This is a genomic window from Deltaproteobacteria bacterium (assembly GCA_015233135.1).
GTDB lineage: Bacteria > UBA10199 > UBA10199 > JADFYH01 > JADFYH01 > JADFYH01.
Genome location: JADFYH010000010.1, coordinates 69,632 through 86,372, shown reverse-complemented (window position 1 = coordinate 86,372; position 16,741 = coordinate 69,632). Strand labels below are relative to the sequence as shown.

Here is a 16,741-nt window from a genome sequence, read left to right as displayed (position 1 = left end):
AGTCAAAACAACACCCCAAACAAGAAGTGATTGACTTTAGAAAAGAAGAAGGCAAAGGGAAAAAAATAGAAATCAAGAAACTTCTCGCCTTATCAAAAAAAACTACCCCCAGTAATTAAATGCATCTTTTGAATCTAAGCCCCTCGGCAGAGCTAATCCAGCAAAGTTATTGGTGTATTGTCTTGAAAAAAAATAGGGAATGCAAGTGCAAGATCGGATCTTGCCCTCTAAAAATCCCTACTCCCTACTTCCCCAGCTCTCTTCCTCAACCGCAGCGCCACTAAACCCAGCAGACTGAATAAAGAGTAGGGCAAGCCAGGGGCAACCGTCTCGGTCAAACTACAACCACCCCCGCCGCCGCTAGGAGGAGGAGCGGGACTCGCAGCCCCATCGCCCAAACTCCCTGCAGTACCAGAGCCTGGGGCGCCGGAAATTGGGCCAGTCACATTAAGAATGAAGGTTGTATTGTTGCTCAACGTTTCGGCAAGCCCACTCACGGTGACCGTACTACTTCCTGCAGGAATAGCCGCAGGCACAGTGAGAGTAAGAATTCGCGCATCTCCTGTGGTGGTGGTATCCCAAGTTGAGGTAACTCCAGTGGGTAAGCCTGTTAAGGCCAGACCTACAGGGGTTGTAAACCCGCCCGTGCGCGTAATGGCCACATTGACAGTGCCCGAAGCACCCTGAGTGATGGCAACGGGAGTGGGGGTAGCAGACAAGGTAAATCCTGGAGTTGTAGCCCCAGCTGCTGGGCCTGTACCGCTACCACCACCTACCGCTGGTGTAGCTTGCACAGTGAGGGTAGAAGGAAGATCGTGCGTTACTCCAGCGGCTGTAAGTCGAACGCTGTAATTATAGGTACCCGCAGGCAAATTACTTGGAATAGCTAAGCTTAAAACAGTCTGTTTAGCACCACCATAAGAAATAGTTGCAGGGCTGAATGTTAAGCCATCGGGAGTCGCTAAACCAGTGGCAGAAGCCGGAGCACTAACAAAAGAGACTTGAACATCAGGAGTAAAATGATCACCCGTAAACGAGTTTACTCCCACCTGTATGTTTGCAGAACGAGTACCCGCAGTCACACTTTGAACGCATCCAGCACATCCATAACCAAAATCTCGAGTTGATGAAGAGAGGCTATGAATTGCCTGTACAACAAAGTTATTGGCTATTTCTGTATCAAGATTTCTTGTACTCTCTGCATGAACAGCGGCGAAAAGACGGACTTCTCCTCCGGCAATGGTTTCATTAGAGATATTGGCATGAAGTACGATTTTGTCGCCCACTGCAAAGCGTTGAAGAATGCACTGATAATGAGAGGGGTCTTCTGGAGACAAAGTATTCCCACTTGTAAAATCGTTGCAACGAGCTGAAACATAATGCCCACTCGCAGGTCTGAACGAATCTGCATCGAAGGAGACCGTGCGACCAGCAGAGGACAAAATCACATCCAAAATTACCTGAGTCGGCATGGCTAAAGAAGGATTGAGCACTGCCGAGAATGACTCATTGGTGTCAGCAGAGAAAGAGCCAAAGTTAGATACGGAAACATTGAAAATTCTGGACGCAGCACCCGGAGAAGAATCTTCGTTAATACCCACACTTAAATTTTGAGGAGAAATGTTAACAAAGGCTCCAATATCACAAATAGTACCCGCATTATAGGTTACGCCGCGTTGGTCTCTATCACTTGCTGCCCCATCCGAATTACAAGACATTCCCCTTCCCATCACAGGCTGAGGGTTAGATAATTTGCCGCTTTCTTCCAACTTGGTTTCAAATGCATGAGTTTGGGTATAGCCGCCATTATCTGCTAAGGGTAAAAGCAGGGGGTCTTGGCTGGTTGCATCATTATTCGCTGTTACAGGGGGATACCTCATTACAGTACAACCGTTCATATTTTGAATAAGATTACCCCCGATGGAATCCAAGGTCTGGCTACAATCCGCCGCTGCCGCTTGCTGATTTCCATTAATGGAATTGTTGGAAATGAGGGAGTTCTTCAAAATCACTTTAGGGTATTTAATTGTCGTACCATCACTCAGTGTCACGGAGGCAGGATTATAAATACCACCCCCTGTAGAACGGGCGGTGTTAAAGGCAAGCGTCACATGGGTTAAAGTCATGTTGGGGGTGGCGGATGGAATGTCACTACACACTGTAGTAGTTGCTGCTGCCCCAGGATCTCTCTCATCATGACAGGCAAGAGCATAAGAAACAATATGAGCAAGCCCGCCTCCGGTAGCTGCTGAATTTCCACTAAGAGTCGTATTGGTGAGACTCGCCTGGCCATTCACAAAAATCCCCCCACCCGCATTGGCCGCGCCATTGTGACTGAGTGTCACTCGATTCAAAACACAGTATCCAGTTGCGACTATGGCCGAGTTGCAATAAATAGCTCCACCACTTTGCGAGGCTTGATTGGAATCGAAGCTAGAATCGGTGGCGCTAAACATCCCCCCGTCTTCCACATAAACCGCAGCGCCATCCAGGGTCACATGAAAACCAGAAATAGAGGATCTGTTTACAGACAAGTTGGCCCCTGGCCTAACAAGCGCAAAACCCCCTTTGTCAACGTCAACACGAGGAGCTACCCCTCCAACAAAGTGAATATTATTGAGAACAAGCCGAGTTTGCGATCCAGAACCATTTCGAATCTTAAATAAACAATCATCAAAAGTAGGAGCGACAGAAATGGTCGCACTTTTCGTGGGGTCCTCTGTTTCTATTGTTAACGTCCCCTCGGTAATGTCTATATCTCCTGTATTCCCTGCATCCTCATTGGAACCTGCAAGTGAAATCGTGTAGGAATTATCGCTTGCCAAAACAATACGATCAACACCACCAATAGATCCCGATATTGGCTGACAGCCCCCCACCGACCGCTGCGCATTATGTGAAAGAATGGCCTGACGAAGGGAGCATCCACTACCGTAATTAGAATCACTAGGAGTTGGATCATCCAGGCGGCTTACACGGATATCAGCAGCTTTTGAAACCGTTGGAAAAACCAAACTTGTTAACAACGCCGCAGCTAATAATGTTTTTTTCAACATATAACAAATCTCCTTATATCCCCCCACAGGATATATCGGGCATTCCCCTACGAAAAGTTGCTAGCCTACTGCACTAATCTCCCTCGGCAAGGCTAAGCCAGCACAGTTATGGCTGTACTGTCTCGAAAAAAAATATGGAATGCAAGGCTAAGTATTTATTTCTTTCCTCGCCATCTTTCCAAAAAATCTTTACAATTTTAGACATGCCTCATTTCTCTTTAATTAGCTTTATCGGTGCCGTGGCTATTTTTTTGTATGGGATTCGCGTGAGCCGTAATGGTTTGCAGCTTTTGGGTGGAGATCGTTTGAGGGGTTTTATTTCTCAACTCACCGACAAGCGCATGAAAGGCTTGCTGGTGGGTATTTTTGTGACCCTGATTCTGCAATCTTCTTCCGCTACAGCAAACATGCTGGTTTCTTTTGCGGGAGCCGGGCTTTTGACTTTAACTCAGGCGATGGGCGTTTTGCTGGGGGCAGACATTGGAACCAGCTTGGTAGTCTTACTGCTCTCCATCCGTCACTTTGGCGATTATGCCATGTTGTTCCTCGTATTTGGGGTCGCCTTCGATTTCATCAGTAGCACTAAGAAGGCAAAATACCTCAGCATGATTCTCCTGGGTTTTGGTTTCATTTTTTTGGGGATGCGACTCATGACCGAGCAGGCCTTGCCTCTCAAGGAAATTCCCCTCTTTACCCAGCTCATGAGTTTACTGGCCGAAAATAAAGGCTATGCCTTTGTGTTTGCTGCCTTCATCACACCCTTTCTTTCAAGCGCAGGCACCTTGGGCTTATTGATTGCCTTTTCTTTTTCCGGAATTTTAAATTTCGAGCAATCCCTTCCCATGATTTTGGGGGCCAATATTGGAACCTGTTTTACTTCGGTCCTTTCTTCCATCTCCGGGGGGACTTCCGGAAAACAGGTGGCCTTTGCCCATCTGGTGTTTAAGGGATTGGGGGTGGTGATTTGTTTCCTCTTTCTGGACGAATTCAGCCACCTGGTTTTCTGGCTTTCTCATCGTTTTCCAGGAGTGGAATTAACTCAAAGTGGTTTGATTGCCTTTACCCATATTCTGTTCAATTTAATGCTTTCATTTTTCTTCTTTCCCTTTGTGAGACAGGGCGTGTGGCTGATAGAAAAATTACTTCCGCCCACACCAGCAGAGCTTGAAAACCCCTTTGCTCCCCGTTACCTGGATGTCAAAAATCTGGATACCCCTTCGCTGGCCTTTGCCAATGTAAGGCGCGAGCTGCTTCGCGTTGCGGACCTAGTGTTTGTGATGTTTCGTTGTTCTATCCAGTGTTACGAAAAATATAACCTCGAACTAGTGCAAGAAATAGAAGCCAAAGATGACAAAGTGGATTTTTTAGACCGTGAAGTGAAAATTTTTCTCACCAAACTTTCCCAGGAAAACCTCACTTCAGAACAGGCAAAGCTCTCTATGACACTGTTGACCATGACCGGGGCACTCGAGGAGATTGGCGATATCATTGTGCAAAATATTTTGGACATGGCGGGTAAAAAAATCCATCGATCGCGAACATTTTCTGAAGAAGGCTGGAAAGAAATTCTGGCTTATCACAGCAATATTCTGCAAAGTTTTTCCTGGGTCATTTCGGCCCTCACTTCCAGCAATCGGGAGCTTTGCCACAAAGTGATTCGCAGCGTGGAGCATTTGGTGAAGGATCACGAAGAACTGCGCAACAAACACCTGGCCAGACTCCAGTCGGGTTTAAAAGAAAGTATCGAAACTTCTTCGATTCATCTGGATACCTTGTCCGCTTTTTCAAGAATTGCATCTCTATTGCAGGAGCTGGTGACGCCTCTTTTGGAAATGAATGTCTGATAATGACTTTATATTCTAGCGGCCAAGATTGACGGGATTACTTTGTAAATTTGATCGCCGTTCCTTCGCAGGAGGCGTGGACGCTGATCCAAGTTAAACCCTCGCGTCTAATTGAAGGGGCTTCGCAATGTTTAAGAACAACCGCCTGAGCCCCAAGCTTATGGGCCTGGCGAGCCAATTCTGTCCGGGCTTCTTCGACCTTCGGTTCGGTGGCACTGACGGGTCCCAGGACTTCAAATTTTTGGGTGGGAGCCTGATTGAGAATTTGAGGCAGATTATCTTGAGTAAAACTCTTTGTTCCCGGCAGGAGACAAAGCATACAAAAGATAAATTGCAAGTAAACTCTTTGAAGCTTCATGGGCGAATGAAAACGCTTCTTTTAGAGAGAAAGCAATATTTTTTTTCTTAGGAAGCCAGCCAATTTCCAAGATGCTCTCCCAGCCAATCGGTTCCAATGTAGTGCCCGAGTCCCGAATAATGGATGGCGGCTCCCAAAGCTATTCCGGCGGGGATGGCCACTGCGAGTTGACCGGCCCTGCTTGCCGTGGCCAGCAGCGTAATCCCACGACCCAGTGTAGAAATGCCCGGGCGAGCTGCCCCTGCAATATCGTTTGCAACCACCCGACCCAGTGAAGTGAGAAAAGGGATTCCTTTGCCAGAAGCTTTGAGTGCATGAAAAAGATGGACTAAATAAACACCCGACAGTGCAGCACTCGCGGTTCCCACTATCTTTGTGGAGAGAGGGGTGGTTTCACTTTCCAGACTTTCTCGGAGCGCGTTGATTTGTGCCAGGTTCAGTGCTTCGCAAACATTAGTTTCCGAACAGCTGTGAGGCAGTTGATGAGTTCGCTCGTAACGATCCAGTCTGGCCAAAGCGGCATCCCGCGCAGACGCAGTAGTGACGAGAGAACGGCTGAGGCCCAAATTTCCAGTATCTGCAGAGGAGCCATTCAAAAACAAATCGGTTTGATGAACAAGGGCTTGAGCGGTGCGGATTTGTCCCGCGCTGAAAATAGCGTCTCGATTGACCTCCACACAAGTCTCCGCCGCGCAGCCATCTACCCGCAAACCGGCATAGGCCGCGGGAGAGTTGGCTGAATCGCTACGCTGAAGAAATGGGCCATTAAGACAATAATCTCCAGCATAGGCCACGAAGCTTCGAATAGGATTACACATAAAATTCTCCCTGACTCTCCCCAATCCCTTCCCATCAAGGGAGAGGGGGCTTGGGAAGAGGAAGTTTTTTGTTTATCTTCCTTCTCGGAGTGTTTCTCCTGCCTGTCCGATTCCGTGTTCCGTTTCACGCAAGACTGTATCCATTACTCCTTCACGTACTCCTTCACGGCGGATTTCCGTAGGTCCGCCTCTGTGACCACCGCCACCCCCACCTTCAGGCCCACTGGGTGGATGATCTGTACCTTCAGGATTGTTTGGACTGGCAGCTTCGGGATTGTTTGGACTGGTAGCTTCGGGATTCAGTATTTCATCTAGGAAAGCAAGAGATTCAGGAGCTCTGCTGTTGGGGGATACGACAATTTTCCCGGGAGGGCGGGTTCCTAGTATTCTATCTATAAAACCAAGGCCCTGTTCTCTGGGTGAGACGAGAGAAGCACTAGGATCTGTTGCGAGTTGTCTTTGATAAGCTGTTCTTAGGGAGTCAAGACGTGACGGCAGGGATCGGTACATTCCTAGAGCGTGACGGTCAGTTTGGCTAGTAGCCCCGCTATATTCTGCAGCTCGGCGCTCATACAACTGTCTTAAGGCGATGAATACACTATCAAGAACTCTCATCTGTGCCGCTGGGGGAAGACCTTCAAAGTCTCTGTCGAGATGTCTCTCTGTGATCCACGATGATCGGGCATCTTGTCTTGCAAGCCAAGCTTCATGCGCCCTAGAGGCAATTACTTCGGCCTCGCTGTCGGGTCTGACGGGGTCTCCTCCGCCTCGATCGGCCGAATACGCATACATTGCATCGACGGTGTCGGTAGCAAGTTCCAAAAGATCTAATCCATACCGATTATTCCGATGCAGTTCTTCGTAAAGGGCAGTAATGCGTGCTTCACGCTCTGTCGCCAAGTGGGGATCAATTCTCGGATTTGGGGGAATGCTTCCCACGACCGCTGCGCCTACAGCCGTTGCGGTAAAGAGGAAGAGATTGCGCAGGGAAAGATTGGGTCGTAGGGCCGCGGCGAGAGTGAGAGGATCCGAGGAAGCAAGAGTAAAAGATGAACCATTATTACTCGGAGTGGAATCCGTTGCTGGATTTACATTTGCAGCTGACTGACTGACTGACTGCGTCAGATGTGAGGTAGCCCAGGCGCAGGCCAGAAATGAAGTTACGTACAAAATCCATCATAAAGATCTCCTTTGACCGGTTAAATGTTTTTTCAAGACCCGCAGGACTGAGTGTTTCCAGCCTTTGCGATTAGAGTTATCGGGGAATGGGCGAGAAAGTTGCTGAAAAAAATAGAGTGCTTTTTGTTTTGAAATGTTTTTTTGTGTAATTTTAAATACTTAATTAAAGCAGATTTTTTTGTAGATTGTAGATTTTGTATGTCTTGAGAAACGCATTGTTATCGAATTGGACGGTGGGCAACATGCTGCAGCTCAAAGTAGTGAATGAACCCCTCACCCTACCCTCTCCCCCAAGGGGAGAGGAGATTGTTAAAAGTCCACTTTTAAAATTTAGGTAACATGCTTTTAGCTTTTCTTACTTCCTCATATTCGAGGCCAGCACTGTTTTTCGTATCCGAATACTCTTGGGAGTTACTTCCACCCATTCGTCATCTTTAATAAACTCAATCGCTTTTTCCAAGGTCATGGGAACAATAGGAGTAAGGGTCACGTGCTCGTCTTTACCCGAGGCGCGCATGTTGCTGAGTTTTTTCTCGCGGCAGACATTCACGTTTAAATCGTTGTCGCGATTGTGTTCGCCGACCACCATGCCTTCATAAACCGGAACGCCTCCATCCACAAACAAAACACCGCGAGGTTCCAGGTGAAATAAACCGTAAGGAACCGCAACCCCTTGTCGATCGGAAATTAATGATCCACTTACTCGGCTTTTAATTTCACCGCGCATGGGTTCGTATCCCAGTAAGTAAGAATTCATTAGACCTACGCCTTTGGTGTCGGTCAAAAATTCATTTCGGTAACCAATGAGACCGCGAGAAGGAATAGAAAATTCCAGGCGAATACGGCCTGAGCCGTGGTTTACCATGTTCATCATTTTTCCCTGGCGCAGGGCCAGTTTTTCGGTGACGAGACCCATGAATAAATCGGGGATATCGACAAATAAATGTTCAATGGGTTCCAGTTTCTGTCCATTTTCTTCTTTGAAGATAATTTGAGGGCGACCCACGCAAACTTCAAAACCTTCGCGCCTCATGGTTTCTAAAATGATGGCCATCTGAAATTCACCACGGCCTTTGACGACAAAGCTGTCTCCTTCATCACTCATTTCCACTTTGATGGCGACATTATGCAGGGTTTCTTTTTGCAGCCTGTCCCAGATGCGTTGCGATTGAACCAGCTTTCCTTCACGTCCTGAAAAGGGAGAAGAATTGGGCATGAATTTCATCGATACCGTGGGTTCATCCACCACCAAGCGTTTGAGCGCCTTTGGATTTTCCACGGTTGAAATGGTGTCACCAATCTCTACTTCTTCAATGCCGGATAAAATAACGATTTCACCCGCAGGCACCGTATCGACTTCTTGAAATTTCAAACCCTCATAAACCTGTAGACAAGAAACCTTGAGGTTTTTGGGAATCCCTTCACGGCCGATGCGTACGAGTTGGTCGTTCTTTTTTGCGTCTCCATGAAAAACACGGCCAATGGCCAGGCGTCCCAGATAATCGGAATAACCCAGATTAGTGACCAACATCTGAAAGGGTTCGCCTTCTTCATGGCTAGGAGGAGGAATTTTTTCCAAAACGGCATCGAAAAGCACGGATAAATCGGTGGAGGGATCTTCTAATTTATTTTTGGCGATTCCTTCGCGACCGATGGCGTAAATAATAGGAAAGTCAATCTGGTCTTCGCGGGCATCCAGGTCGATAAACAAATCGAAGACCTCGTTGAGGACTTCCTGAGGGCGGGCATCTGCACGGTCAATTTTATTAATGAGGACGATGATTTTGAGATTGGCTTGAAGTGCCTTCGAAAGCACGAAGCGGGTTTGAGGCAGGGGCCCTTCGGAGGCATCCACGAGTAAGATACAGCCATCGACCATTTTTAAACCGCGTTCGACTTCACCTCCAAAGTCTGCATGGCCTGGGGTATCGATGATGTTAATCTTGATGCCTTTCCATTGCACGGCGCAGTTTTTGGCGGCGATGGTGATTCCGCGTTCGCGTTCAAGGTCCATGTTGTCCATCATCCGATCGGCGGTTTCCTGATTGGCGCGAAAGGTTCCTGCCTGGCGCAGCATGTGGTCAACGAGTGTAGTTTTACCATGATCGACGTGGGCTATGATGGCAATGTTTCGGAGACTTGGGTTTTGTAGGGTATTCTTCATGGGGGAGGCTTAGATACTGAGTTGGAGGAAAAGTCTACCTTTTTCTCGATCATCGTACCCATGTCATCCGAGATTAACCGATCACCGCTTTTTGAAAAAATCGCGTAAGGTGGAAACTTAAGTTTTACTCTTCAAGATCATCAACAAGGTAATTACTTTTGTAGAGGCATTTCCAAAACCACTTTTTGCCCCCAAGGCCACCTCCTCATTTACCTTTTCCCCATTGTTAGCACGCTGAACAATTTTTGCTGCCTCTTGATGAAAGAGCCGGTGAGTTTCCTTAAGTTGGCCGAATTCCGGAAGGGAGGCATGTTTTGCACCCTCTCCATGGATCCACTTTCCCAAATCGCAGCGATTATCGGGTTCCACCTCCACCGGTTTGAGAGAAGCATCGGGTTTGTTCAAATATAAACCCAATTTGGTCTTCCAGACACTGTGTGCCTTAATCGCATCATCAAAATTCATAATGCCCCCTTTCTGGAGATTGTAGTTGAGAGAACACTATTTTCAAATTAAAAAATAGGTCGATTTTTAAAAATCGGCGATTTTGGCGCAAAGAATATTTTCTCGGGTCTTGCTATTTTTCTTTTGCCTGAGTAGGCAGGAGGGGGGTTGGCTTATGAAATATTCACGTCAGTTGAGCATTTTGTTCTTTGCAGTTTTATTAATAACCGCAGTTGCCTGTGGTAAAAAAAATGGGGAGGAAAATACGCCCCCACCGACCACCTCCTCTTTGGACGATAAAGGTGTGGGGCCCGTGAAGAGTCTGACGCTAGTGGCCTTGGACCCCTCGCTAGCTTCTAAAGGGCAACAGCTGTTTCAATCCAGGTGCAGTGTTTGTCATAAAATAGAGGAAAAATTTGTGGGCCCTGCCTTAAAGGCTGTTACCCAGCGTCGCAGCCCTGAATGGATTTTGAACATGATTTTAAATCCTCAAGAAATGACTCAAAAAGATCCTGTAGCCCACGAACTTTTAGCCATCCATTATGTACAAATGACTTTTCAAAATGTGACGCAGGAGGATGCCCGGTCTATTTTGGAATTTTTTAGGCAGAATGATTCTCAGCTCCCGAAATAAACTCAGGGGCGGTGCTCAAATAATTCATGAAAGTTGATTCTAAAGTCTTTCCCTTCAATATTTCCTCTTGAAAAGTGTTAAAAATCAGGTCTATGGTCCGCAACCCTACCCTCGTCACCCGCGATGCATTTGGATTGAGGGCGGTTGTCATTGCAGCGATGACATAGTTAAGAGGAGATTGTATTGAATACCCAAAATTTATCGATTGAAGAACTTCGAAAAGACGCCCAAGCACATGGCCTGTATGCCCCTTCTCAAGAGAAAGACGCCTGTGGCGTTGGTTTTATTGTTCATCAAAAAGGAATTAAATCGCACAGCATTGTGCACAAAGGCGTGGTCATTCTCAATAACCTCGTGCATCGGGGCGCCTCGGGGGCCGAGGCGAATACGGGCGATGGCGCGGGAATTCTCATTCAGGTCCCGCATGAATTTTTACTCAAGGAATTTGGCAATTTGGACATCACGCTGCCTTCCGAAGGCAGCTATGGCGTAGGCACCGTTTTTTTGCCCGGCGAGGCGCCCAAGCGCGAAAAAGTTAAAAAAATTCTGGAAGAAATCACCCAAAAAGATGCCCAGGTTTTTTTAGGCTGGAGAAAGGTTCCGACCTACACCAAAGAAATTGGAAACACCGCCAAGGCGGCCATGCCCGCCATTGAACAATTTGTCATTGCCCTGGGTGACCAGGGGCCAGGGCTTCCCACTCCTTCAAATAGTTCCACTCAAGACGCCTTTGAACGTCGCCTGTTTATCCTTCGCAAGACCTTTGAAAATGAGATCAAAAAATCGGGGATCAAAGGCTGGGAGAATATCTACATCCCTTCACTGTCCAGTCGTACACTGATTTATAAAGGGATGCTCACGCCGGAACAGCTCGAGGTCTTTTATCCTGATTTGAATGATCCCACAATGGTCTCCGCCATTGCCTTGGTCCATTCCCGTTTTTCGACGAATACCTTTCCCAATTGGGAACTGGCCCATCCCTTTCGCCTGATTGCCCACAACGGAGAAATCAACACCCTGCGCGGAAACATCAACTGGATGCGGGCCCGCGAGGCCCTCTTTCAAAGCAAGATCTTTGGAGACGAACTTCAAAAAGTTTTACCGGTCATCCGTGAAAACGGCTCCGACTCTGCTACTTTTGACAACGCCCTGGAAATGCTGGTGATGGCCGGCTATTCCTTGCCTCACGCAGTGATGATGATGATTCCCGAGGCCTGGAGTGGTCACGAAGGCATGAGTCAGGAAAAAAAGGATTTTTACGAATATCATGCCTGCCTGATGGAACCCTGGGATGGCCCCGCCTCTATTGCCTTTACCGATGGTCAAAGGATTGGTGCCATTTTGGATCGTAATGGGCTGCGCCCTTCGCGCTACTACGTCACCAAAGACGATTTGGTGATCATGGCTTCCGAAGTTGGTGTGCTGGACATTGCGCCAGAAAATATTCTCATCAAGGAACGCCTGCATCCCGGGCGCATGTTTCTGGTAGACATCGATCAGGGCCGCATCGTCGCGGATGATGAGCTTAAAAAAGGCTTAAGCAGCCGCCATTCTTATGGACAGTGGCTGAAAGAAAACCGTTTAGTCCTGGAAGATTTGCCCGAATGTCCCCATCTCCCCGAACCCGATCATGCGACCGTCACCAAGCGTCAGGTGATTTTTGGATACACCCGGGAAGACATTGATATCCTCATGCTTCCCATGGCCAATAATGGGGAGGAGGCCGTCGGTTCGATGGGAGCCGATACTCCTTTGGCCGTTCTTTCAAAAAAATCGCAAAACCTTTTCAATTATTTTCAGCAGCTTTTTGCCCAGGTGACCAATCCGCCTTTGGATGCCATTCGCGAAGAGATCGTCACTTCGGTCGACACCACAATTGGTGCCGAAGGAAATTTGCTGGAACCCTCTGCCCGCTCTGCGCATCAAATTAAACTCAAGAGCCCCATCATCGACAACGATGAATTGGCGCGCTTGAAACAACTGGAACTCAAACCTTATCAAGGGTTCAAATCTAAAACCCTGCCTATTCTTTTTCCAGCAAACAAAGACGAGGCTAGCTTGAGCGCTGCCCTGGAAGATTTGTTTCAAAAGGCCTCGGCCGCTATTCAAGAAGGCTGCAATATTTTAATTTTGTCGGATCGAGGGGTAAACGAAGAGTGGGCCGCTATCCCCAGTTTGCTGGCGGTGGCAGGGCTGCATCATCATTTGGTGCGCGAAGGAAGCCGCACGAAAGTGGGCCTGGTGCTGGAATCGGGTGAACCTCGCGAGGTGCATCACTTTGGCCTTTTGGTGGGCTATGGGGCCGGGGCAATCAATCCTTATCTGGCCTTCGAAACCTTGGATGACCTTATCCACGAAGGCACTATTAAGACGGATCACAAAACTACCCTCAAAAATTACATCAAGGCCTGTAAAAAAGGCATTGTGAAAATCATGTCGAAGATGGGGATCTCCACCATTCAGAGTTACCGCGGTGCACAGATCTTTGAGGCCATCGGACTCTCGAAAACCCTCATCGATAAATATTTTACCCATACCGCCTCTCGCATTGGGGGGATAGAAATAGAGGCTATTCATCGCGAAACCTTGCTGCGTCATAAAAAGGCCTTCCCGAAACGACTGTCTGCCTCTCTGCATATTGAAGAAGGTGGAAACTACCAATGGAGACGAGACGGTGAGGCGCATTTGTTTAATCCCGACAGCGTGGCCAAGCTGCAATATGCCACCCAGATTGCTTCCTACGACGATTACAAAGAATACGCGAAAAGCATCAATGACCAGGCCTCGGCGCTCTGTACCTTCCGTGGCTTGTTTGAATTCAAAAAAACGAATTCCATTCCATTAGAAGAAGTAGAGCCCGCAAAAGAAATCGTGAAACGTTTTAAAACCGGGGCCATGTCTTTTGGATCCATCAGCCAGGAGGCCCACGAAACCCTGGCCATTGCCATGAACCGCATTGGTGGACGTTCCAACACGGGCGAGGGGGGTGAAGATCCCAAACGCTTTCTTCCCGATGCCAATGGGGATTTACGCCGCTCTGCCATCAAGCAAGTGGCCTCCGGACGCTTCGGGGTCACCAGCGAATATCTGGTGAATGCGGATGAAATCCAGATTAAAATTGCTCAAGGCGCCAAACCTGGAGAGGGCGGCCAGTTGCCGGGTCACAAGGTTTATCCCTGGGTAGCCAAGGTCCGCTATTCCACGCCGGGAGTGGGTTTGATTTCACCGCCTCCTCATCACGATATTTATTCCATCGAAGATCTGGCGCAGCTCATCTACGACCTGAAAAACGCCAACCCCCGTGCACGCATCAGCGTAAAACTGGTTGCAGAAGTCGGAGTCGGAACGGTGGCCGCCGGCGTGGCCAAGGCCATGGCCGATCTCGTGCTGATCTCCGGTTACGACGGAGGCACCGGGGCTTCGGCTCAAACCAGTATCAAACATGCCGGCATTCCCTGGGAACTGGGGCTGGCGGAAACTCAGCAGGTGTTGGTGCTCAACAACCTACGCGACCGCATTACGGTGGAAGTCGACGGACAGATGAAAACCGGCCGAGATGTGGCCATCGCGACTTTGCTGGGGGCAGAAGAATTTGGTTTCTCTACCGCACCTCTCATTACCATGGGTTGCATCATGATGCGCGTCTGTCATCTCAACACCTGCCCGGTGGGAGTAGCGACTCAAGATCCAGCACTGCGTAAGAAATTCACCGGTCAACCCGAAGCGGTGATCAACTTCTTCTTTTTTGTGGCGGAAGAACTTCGGGAAATCATGGCCGAGCTGGGCTTTAGAACGCTCGACGAAATGACCGGTCGCGCCGATCTGCTCAACTTCAACAAGGCGATTGCACACTGGAAGGCGAAGGGACTCGATTTCAGCAATATCTTCTATCAGGTCCCCGTGAAAAAAAATGTTGCGATTCGAAAGATACAAGATCAGGACCACGGCCTGGAACGCGCCCTGGATTATCAACTCCTGGAACTCTGCGAGCCTGTGTTCAGCGAAAGCACCAAGGTAAAATTAGAGATGCCCATCTGCAACCGCAACCGTACCGTGGGCACTATTCTGGGGTCTGAAGTCACGCGACTTTACGGGAGCAAGGCCTTGCCGGAAGACACGATTCAAATTAAATTCAAGGGCTCGGCCGGACAGAGTTTTGGCGCTTTTATTCCCAAAGGCATTACGCTGCGTCTGGAAGGCGATGCGAATGACTATGTGGGTAAAGGACTTTCCGGGGGGAAACTCATTGTTTTTCCTTCACTCGAATCCACGTTTGCAGCAGAAGAAAATATACTTATCGGCAACACAGTGCTTTACGGCGCCACCCAGGGAGAGGCCTATTTTAGAGGCATTGCGGGCGAACGTTTCTGCGTAAGAAATTCGGGGGCCCATACGGTGGTAGAAGGAGTGGGGGACCATGCCTGTGAATACATGACCGGAGGCGTGGTGGTGGTGTTGGGAAATAGCGGAAGAAATTTCGCTGCCGGGATGAGCGGAGGACTGGCCTTCGTCTATGACGAGCAGGAAAATTTTAAATCCAAGTGCAACAAAGACATGGTCGATTTGGAGGCTGTAGAAGACCCCGAAGACATCGCCCTCCTGAAAAAGTTAATCGAGAAACATCAAAAATATACGGGCAGTATTCCTGCCCAAAAAATATTACAAAATTTTTCGGCCGAGCTTAAGAATTTTGTGAAGGTGAATCCCAAAGATTACAAAAAAGTGATGACCGCTGTGAAACTGAAAATGAAAGAGAAGAACTTGAGCTTGGAGGCAGCGCTTTATGGCTAAGATTACGGGTTTTATGGAATACAAGCGGGAGGCTTATCCGGAGCGTCCCATTGAGCTTCGACTCAAAGATTTTAAAGAAATTTACGAAGAATTCCCGGCAGATCGTTTGAATCAACAGGCCGCGCGCTGCATGGATTGCGGCATTCCTTTCTGTCATCAGGGCTGTCCTTTGGGGAATTTAATCCCGGATTGGAATGACCTCGTTTACAAAAACTCTTGGAAAGAGGCCATCAGCCGTCTGCACGAGACCAACAACTTTCCCGAATTCACCGGTCTCCTTTGTCCCGCCCCTTGCGAAGGGTCTTGCGTCTTGGGCATCAACGAAAAAGCGGTGGCCATCAAAACCATCGAATTCAACATCATCGAGCACGCCTTCAAAGAAGGCTGGGTAAAACCCGAACTTCCCAAAATATTGACGGGAAAAAAAGTGGCCGTCATTGGCTCAGGCCCTGCCGGTCTTGCCTGCGCCCAGCAATTGAGACGGGCCGGTCATGAAGTCACAGTATTTGAGCGTGCAGACCGTCTTGGAGGTTTACTTCGCTACGGGATTCCCGATTTTAAGATGCAGAAAAACCGCATCGATCTACGGCTTGATCAAATGAAGGCCGAAGGGGTGCTGTTTAAAACAAATATCGAAATCGGCAAAGACTTGACGGTCGATCAATTGAAAAAAGATTTTGATGCCGTGGCCCTCTGTGTGGGTGCTAGCCAGGCGCGCGATTTAAATGTCCCCGGACGCAATTTAAAGGGCGTGCATCTGGCCATGGAATATCTCACCCAACAAAATCAATTGAATGCCGGCGATAAAGTCGAAAATTTCATTAATGCCAAAGGCAAAAAAGTTCTTATCCTGGGCGGTGGAGACACCGGTGCCGACTGCCTAGGAACGGCCACTCGTCAGGGCGCTGCTTCTGTCTTACAACTGGAACTTCTGCCTCCCCCCCCGCAAGACCGCGCTCTGCACAACCCCTGGCCCACCTGGCCCATCATTTACCGAAGCCCTTCTGCCCATGCGGAAGCGGCCAAACTCTTTGGAAGAGACATCCGCGATTTTGCCGTGATGACCCAATCTCTTTCCGGGCAGGACGGAGTGCTCAAAAAATTGCAGGCCATCAAATTGGAATGGACCCCCAACGCCAAAGGCCAACCGGCCCAATTCAAGGAAATTCCAGGCTCCGAATTCGAACTGGAAGCCGACCTTCTCTTTTTGGCCATGGGTTTCACCGGCCCGGAACAAAATGCCCTCATTAAACAACTGGGTGTAAAACTGGATGGTCGCGGAAATATTGTGGGTGACAAAAACTACAAAACCTCAATCGACAAATGCTTCGTCGCCGGCGACGCCAAACGTGGCGCCTCCCTCATCGTGTGGGCGATAGCGGAAGGACGCAAATGCGCTCGGGCGATGGATGAGATGTTGATGGGGGAGAGTGAGCTGCCTTGAGTTCACCCA

The 16,741-nt window shown here is 48.6% G+C and carries 11 protein-coding genes; 5 read left to right on the top strand and 6 right to left on the bottom strand.

Features of this window, described 5'->3' with window-relative positions; translation table 11 throughout:
• Window positions 1-227: 227 nt before the first annotated feature.
• Entirely contained in the window at window positions 228-3,056 is a 2,829-nt protein-coding gene (locus HQM15_05095; protein ID MBF0492136.1) for a hypothetical protein, read from the bottom strand.
• A gap of 203 nt (window positions 3,057-3,259) precedes the next feature.
• Here HQM15_05095 and HQM15_05090 point away from each other — a divergent pair, with 203 nt between their 5' ends.
• Window positions 3,260-4,900, top strand: a complete 1,641-nt coding sequence (locus HQM15_05090; GenBank protein ID MBF0492135.1) for a Na/Pi cotransporter family protein — start codon at window positions 3,260-3,262, stop codon at window positions 4,898-4,900.
• Between the two features lie 37 nt (window positions 4,901-4,937).
• On the opposite strand, the gene HQM15_05085 is transcribed toward HQM15_05090, so the two are convergent.
• The 3 genes from HQM15_05085 to HQM15_05075 form a co-directional block, all read right to left on the bottom strand.
• Window positions 4,938-5,258, bottom strand: a complete 321-nt coding sequence (locus tag HQM15_05085; GenBank protein MBF0492134.1) for a hypothetical protein — start codon at window positions 5,256-5,258, stop codon at window positions 4,938-4,940.
• Window positions 5,259-5,305: 47 nt separating this feature from the next.
• On the bottom strand, window positions 5,306-6,076 hold the full coding sequence (locus HQM15_05080) for a hypothetical protein (GenBank protein MBF0492133.1): 771 nt from the start codon (window positions 6,074-6,076) through the stop codon (window positions 5,306-5,308).
• Between the two features lie 72 nt (window positions 6,077-6,148).
• On the bottom strand, window positions 6,149-7,246 hold the full coding sequence (locus HQM15_05075; protein MBF0492132.1) for a hypothetical protein: 1,098 nt from the start codon (window positions 7,244-7,246) through the stop codon (window positions 6,149-6,151).
• Window positions 7,247-7,439: 193 nt separating this feature from the next.
• Between HQM15_05075 and HQM15_05070 the strand changes: the two genes are divergently transcribed.
• Window positions 7,440-7,523 (top strand): DUF559 domain-containing protein, encoded by an 84-nt coding sequence (locus HQM15_05070; GenBank protein ID MBF0492131.1) that lies wholly within the window; start codon window positions 7,440-7,442, stop codon window positions 7,521-7,523.
• Between the two features lie 87 nt (window positions 7,524-7,610).
• On the opposite strand, the gene typA is transcribed toward HQM15_05070, so the two are convergent.
• Complete coding sequence (gene typA, locus HQM15_05065; protein MBF0492130.1) at window positions 7,611-9,419, bottom strand: translational GTPase TypA; 1,809 nt, start codon at window positions 9,417-9,419, stop codon at window positions 7,611-7,613.
• Window positions 9,420-9,536: 117 nt separating this feature from the next.
• Window positions 9,537-9,884, bottom strand: a complete 348-nt coding sequence (locus HQM15_05060) for a CZB domain-containing protein (GenBank protein MBF0492129.1) — start codon at window positions 9,882-9,884, stop codon at window positions 9,537-9,539.
• A 154-nt stretch (window positions 9,885-10,038) separates the two neighbouring features.
• On the opposite strand from HQM15_05060, the gene HQM15_05055 reads away from it, so the two are divergent.
• The 3 genes from HQM15_05055 to HQM15_05045 all read left to right on the top strand — a co-directional run bounded on the left by HQM15_05055 (window position 10,039) and on the right by HQM15_05045 (window position 16,732).
• Entirely contained in the window at window positions 10,039-10,497 is a 459-nt protein-coding gene (locus HQM15_05055) for a cytochrome c (protein MBF0492128.1), read from the top strand.
• Window positions 10,498-10,701: 204 nt separating this feature from the next.
• Complete coding sequence (gene gltB / locus HQM15_05050; GenBank protein ID MBF0492127.1) at window positions 10,702-15,288, top strand: glutamate synthase large subunit; 4,587 nt, start codon at window positions 10,702-10,704, stop codon at window positions 15,286-15,288.
• Entirely contained in the window at window positions 15,281-16,732 is a 1,452-nt protein-coding gene (locus HQM15_05045; protein MBF0492126.1) for a glutamate synthase subunit beta, read from the top strand. The genes gltB and HQM15_05045 overlap by 8 nt, the downstream gene beginning before the upstream one ends.
• The last annotated feature ends 9 nt before the right edge of the window (window positions 16,733-16,741 follow it).

What these genes read in the sequence shown, in the direction of transcription:
- HQM15_05060 (MBF0492129.1), bottom strand. Translation starts at nt 9,884, where the DNA reads ATGAATTTTGATGATGCGATTAAGGCACACAGTGTCTGGAAGACCAAA.
- HQM15_05080 (MBF0492133.1), bottom strand. Translation starts at nt 6,076, where the DNA reads ATGTGTAATCCTATTCGAAGCTTCGTGGCCTATGCTGGAGATTATTGT.
- HQM15_05095 (MBF0492136.1), bottom strand. Translation starts at nt 3,056, where the DNA reads ATGTTGAAAAAAACATTATTAGCTGCGGCGTTGTTAACAAGTTTGGTT.
- HQM15_05085 (MBF0492134.1), bottom strand. Translation starts at nt 5,258, where the DNA reads ATGAAGCTTCAAAGAGTTTACTTGCAATTTATCTTTTGTATGCTTTGT.
- typA (MBF0492130.1), bottom strand. Translation starts at nt 9,419, where the DNA reads ATGAAGAATACCCTACAAAACCCAAGTCTCCGAAACATTGCCATCATA.
- HQM15_05055 (MBF0492128.1), top strand. Translation starts at nt 10,039, where the DNA reads ATGAAATATTCACGTCAGTTGAGCATTTTGTTCTTTGCAGTTTTATTA.
- HQM15_05090 (MBF0492135.1), top strand. Translation starts at nt 3,260, where the DNA reads ATGCCTCATTTCTCTTTAATTAGCTTTATCGGTGCCGTGGCTATTTTT.
- HQM15_05045 (MBF0492126.1), top strand. Translation starts at nt 15,281, where the DNA reads ATGGCTAAGATTACGGGTTTTATGGAATACAAGCGGGAGGCTTATCCG.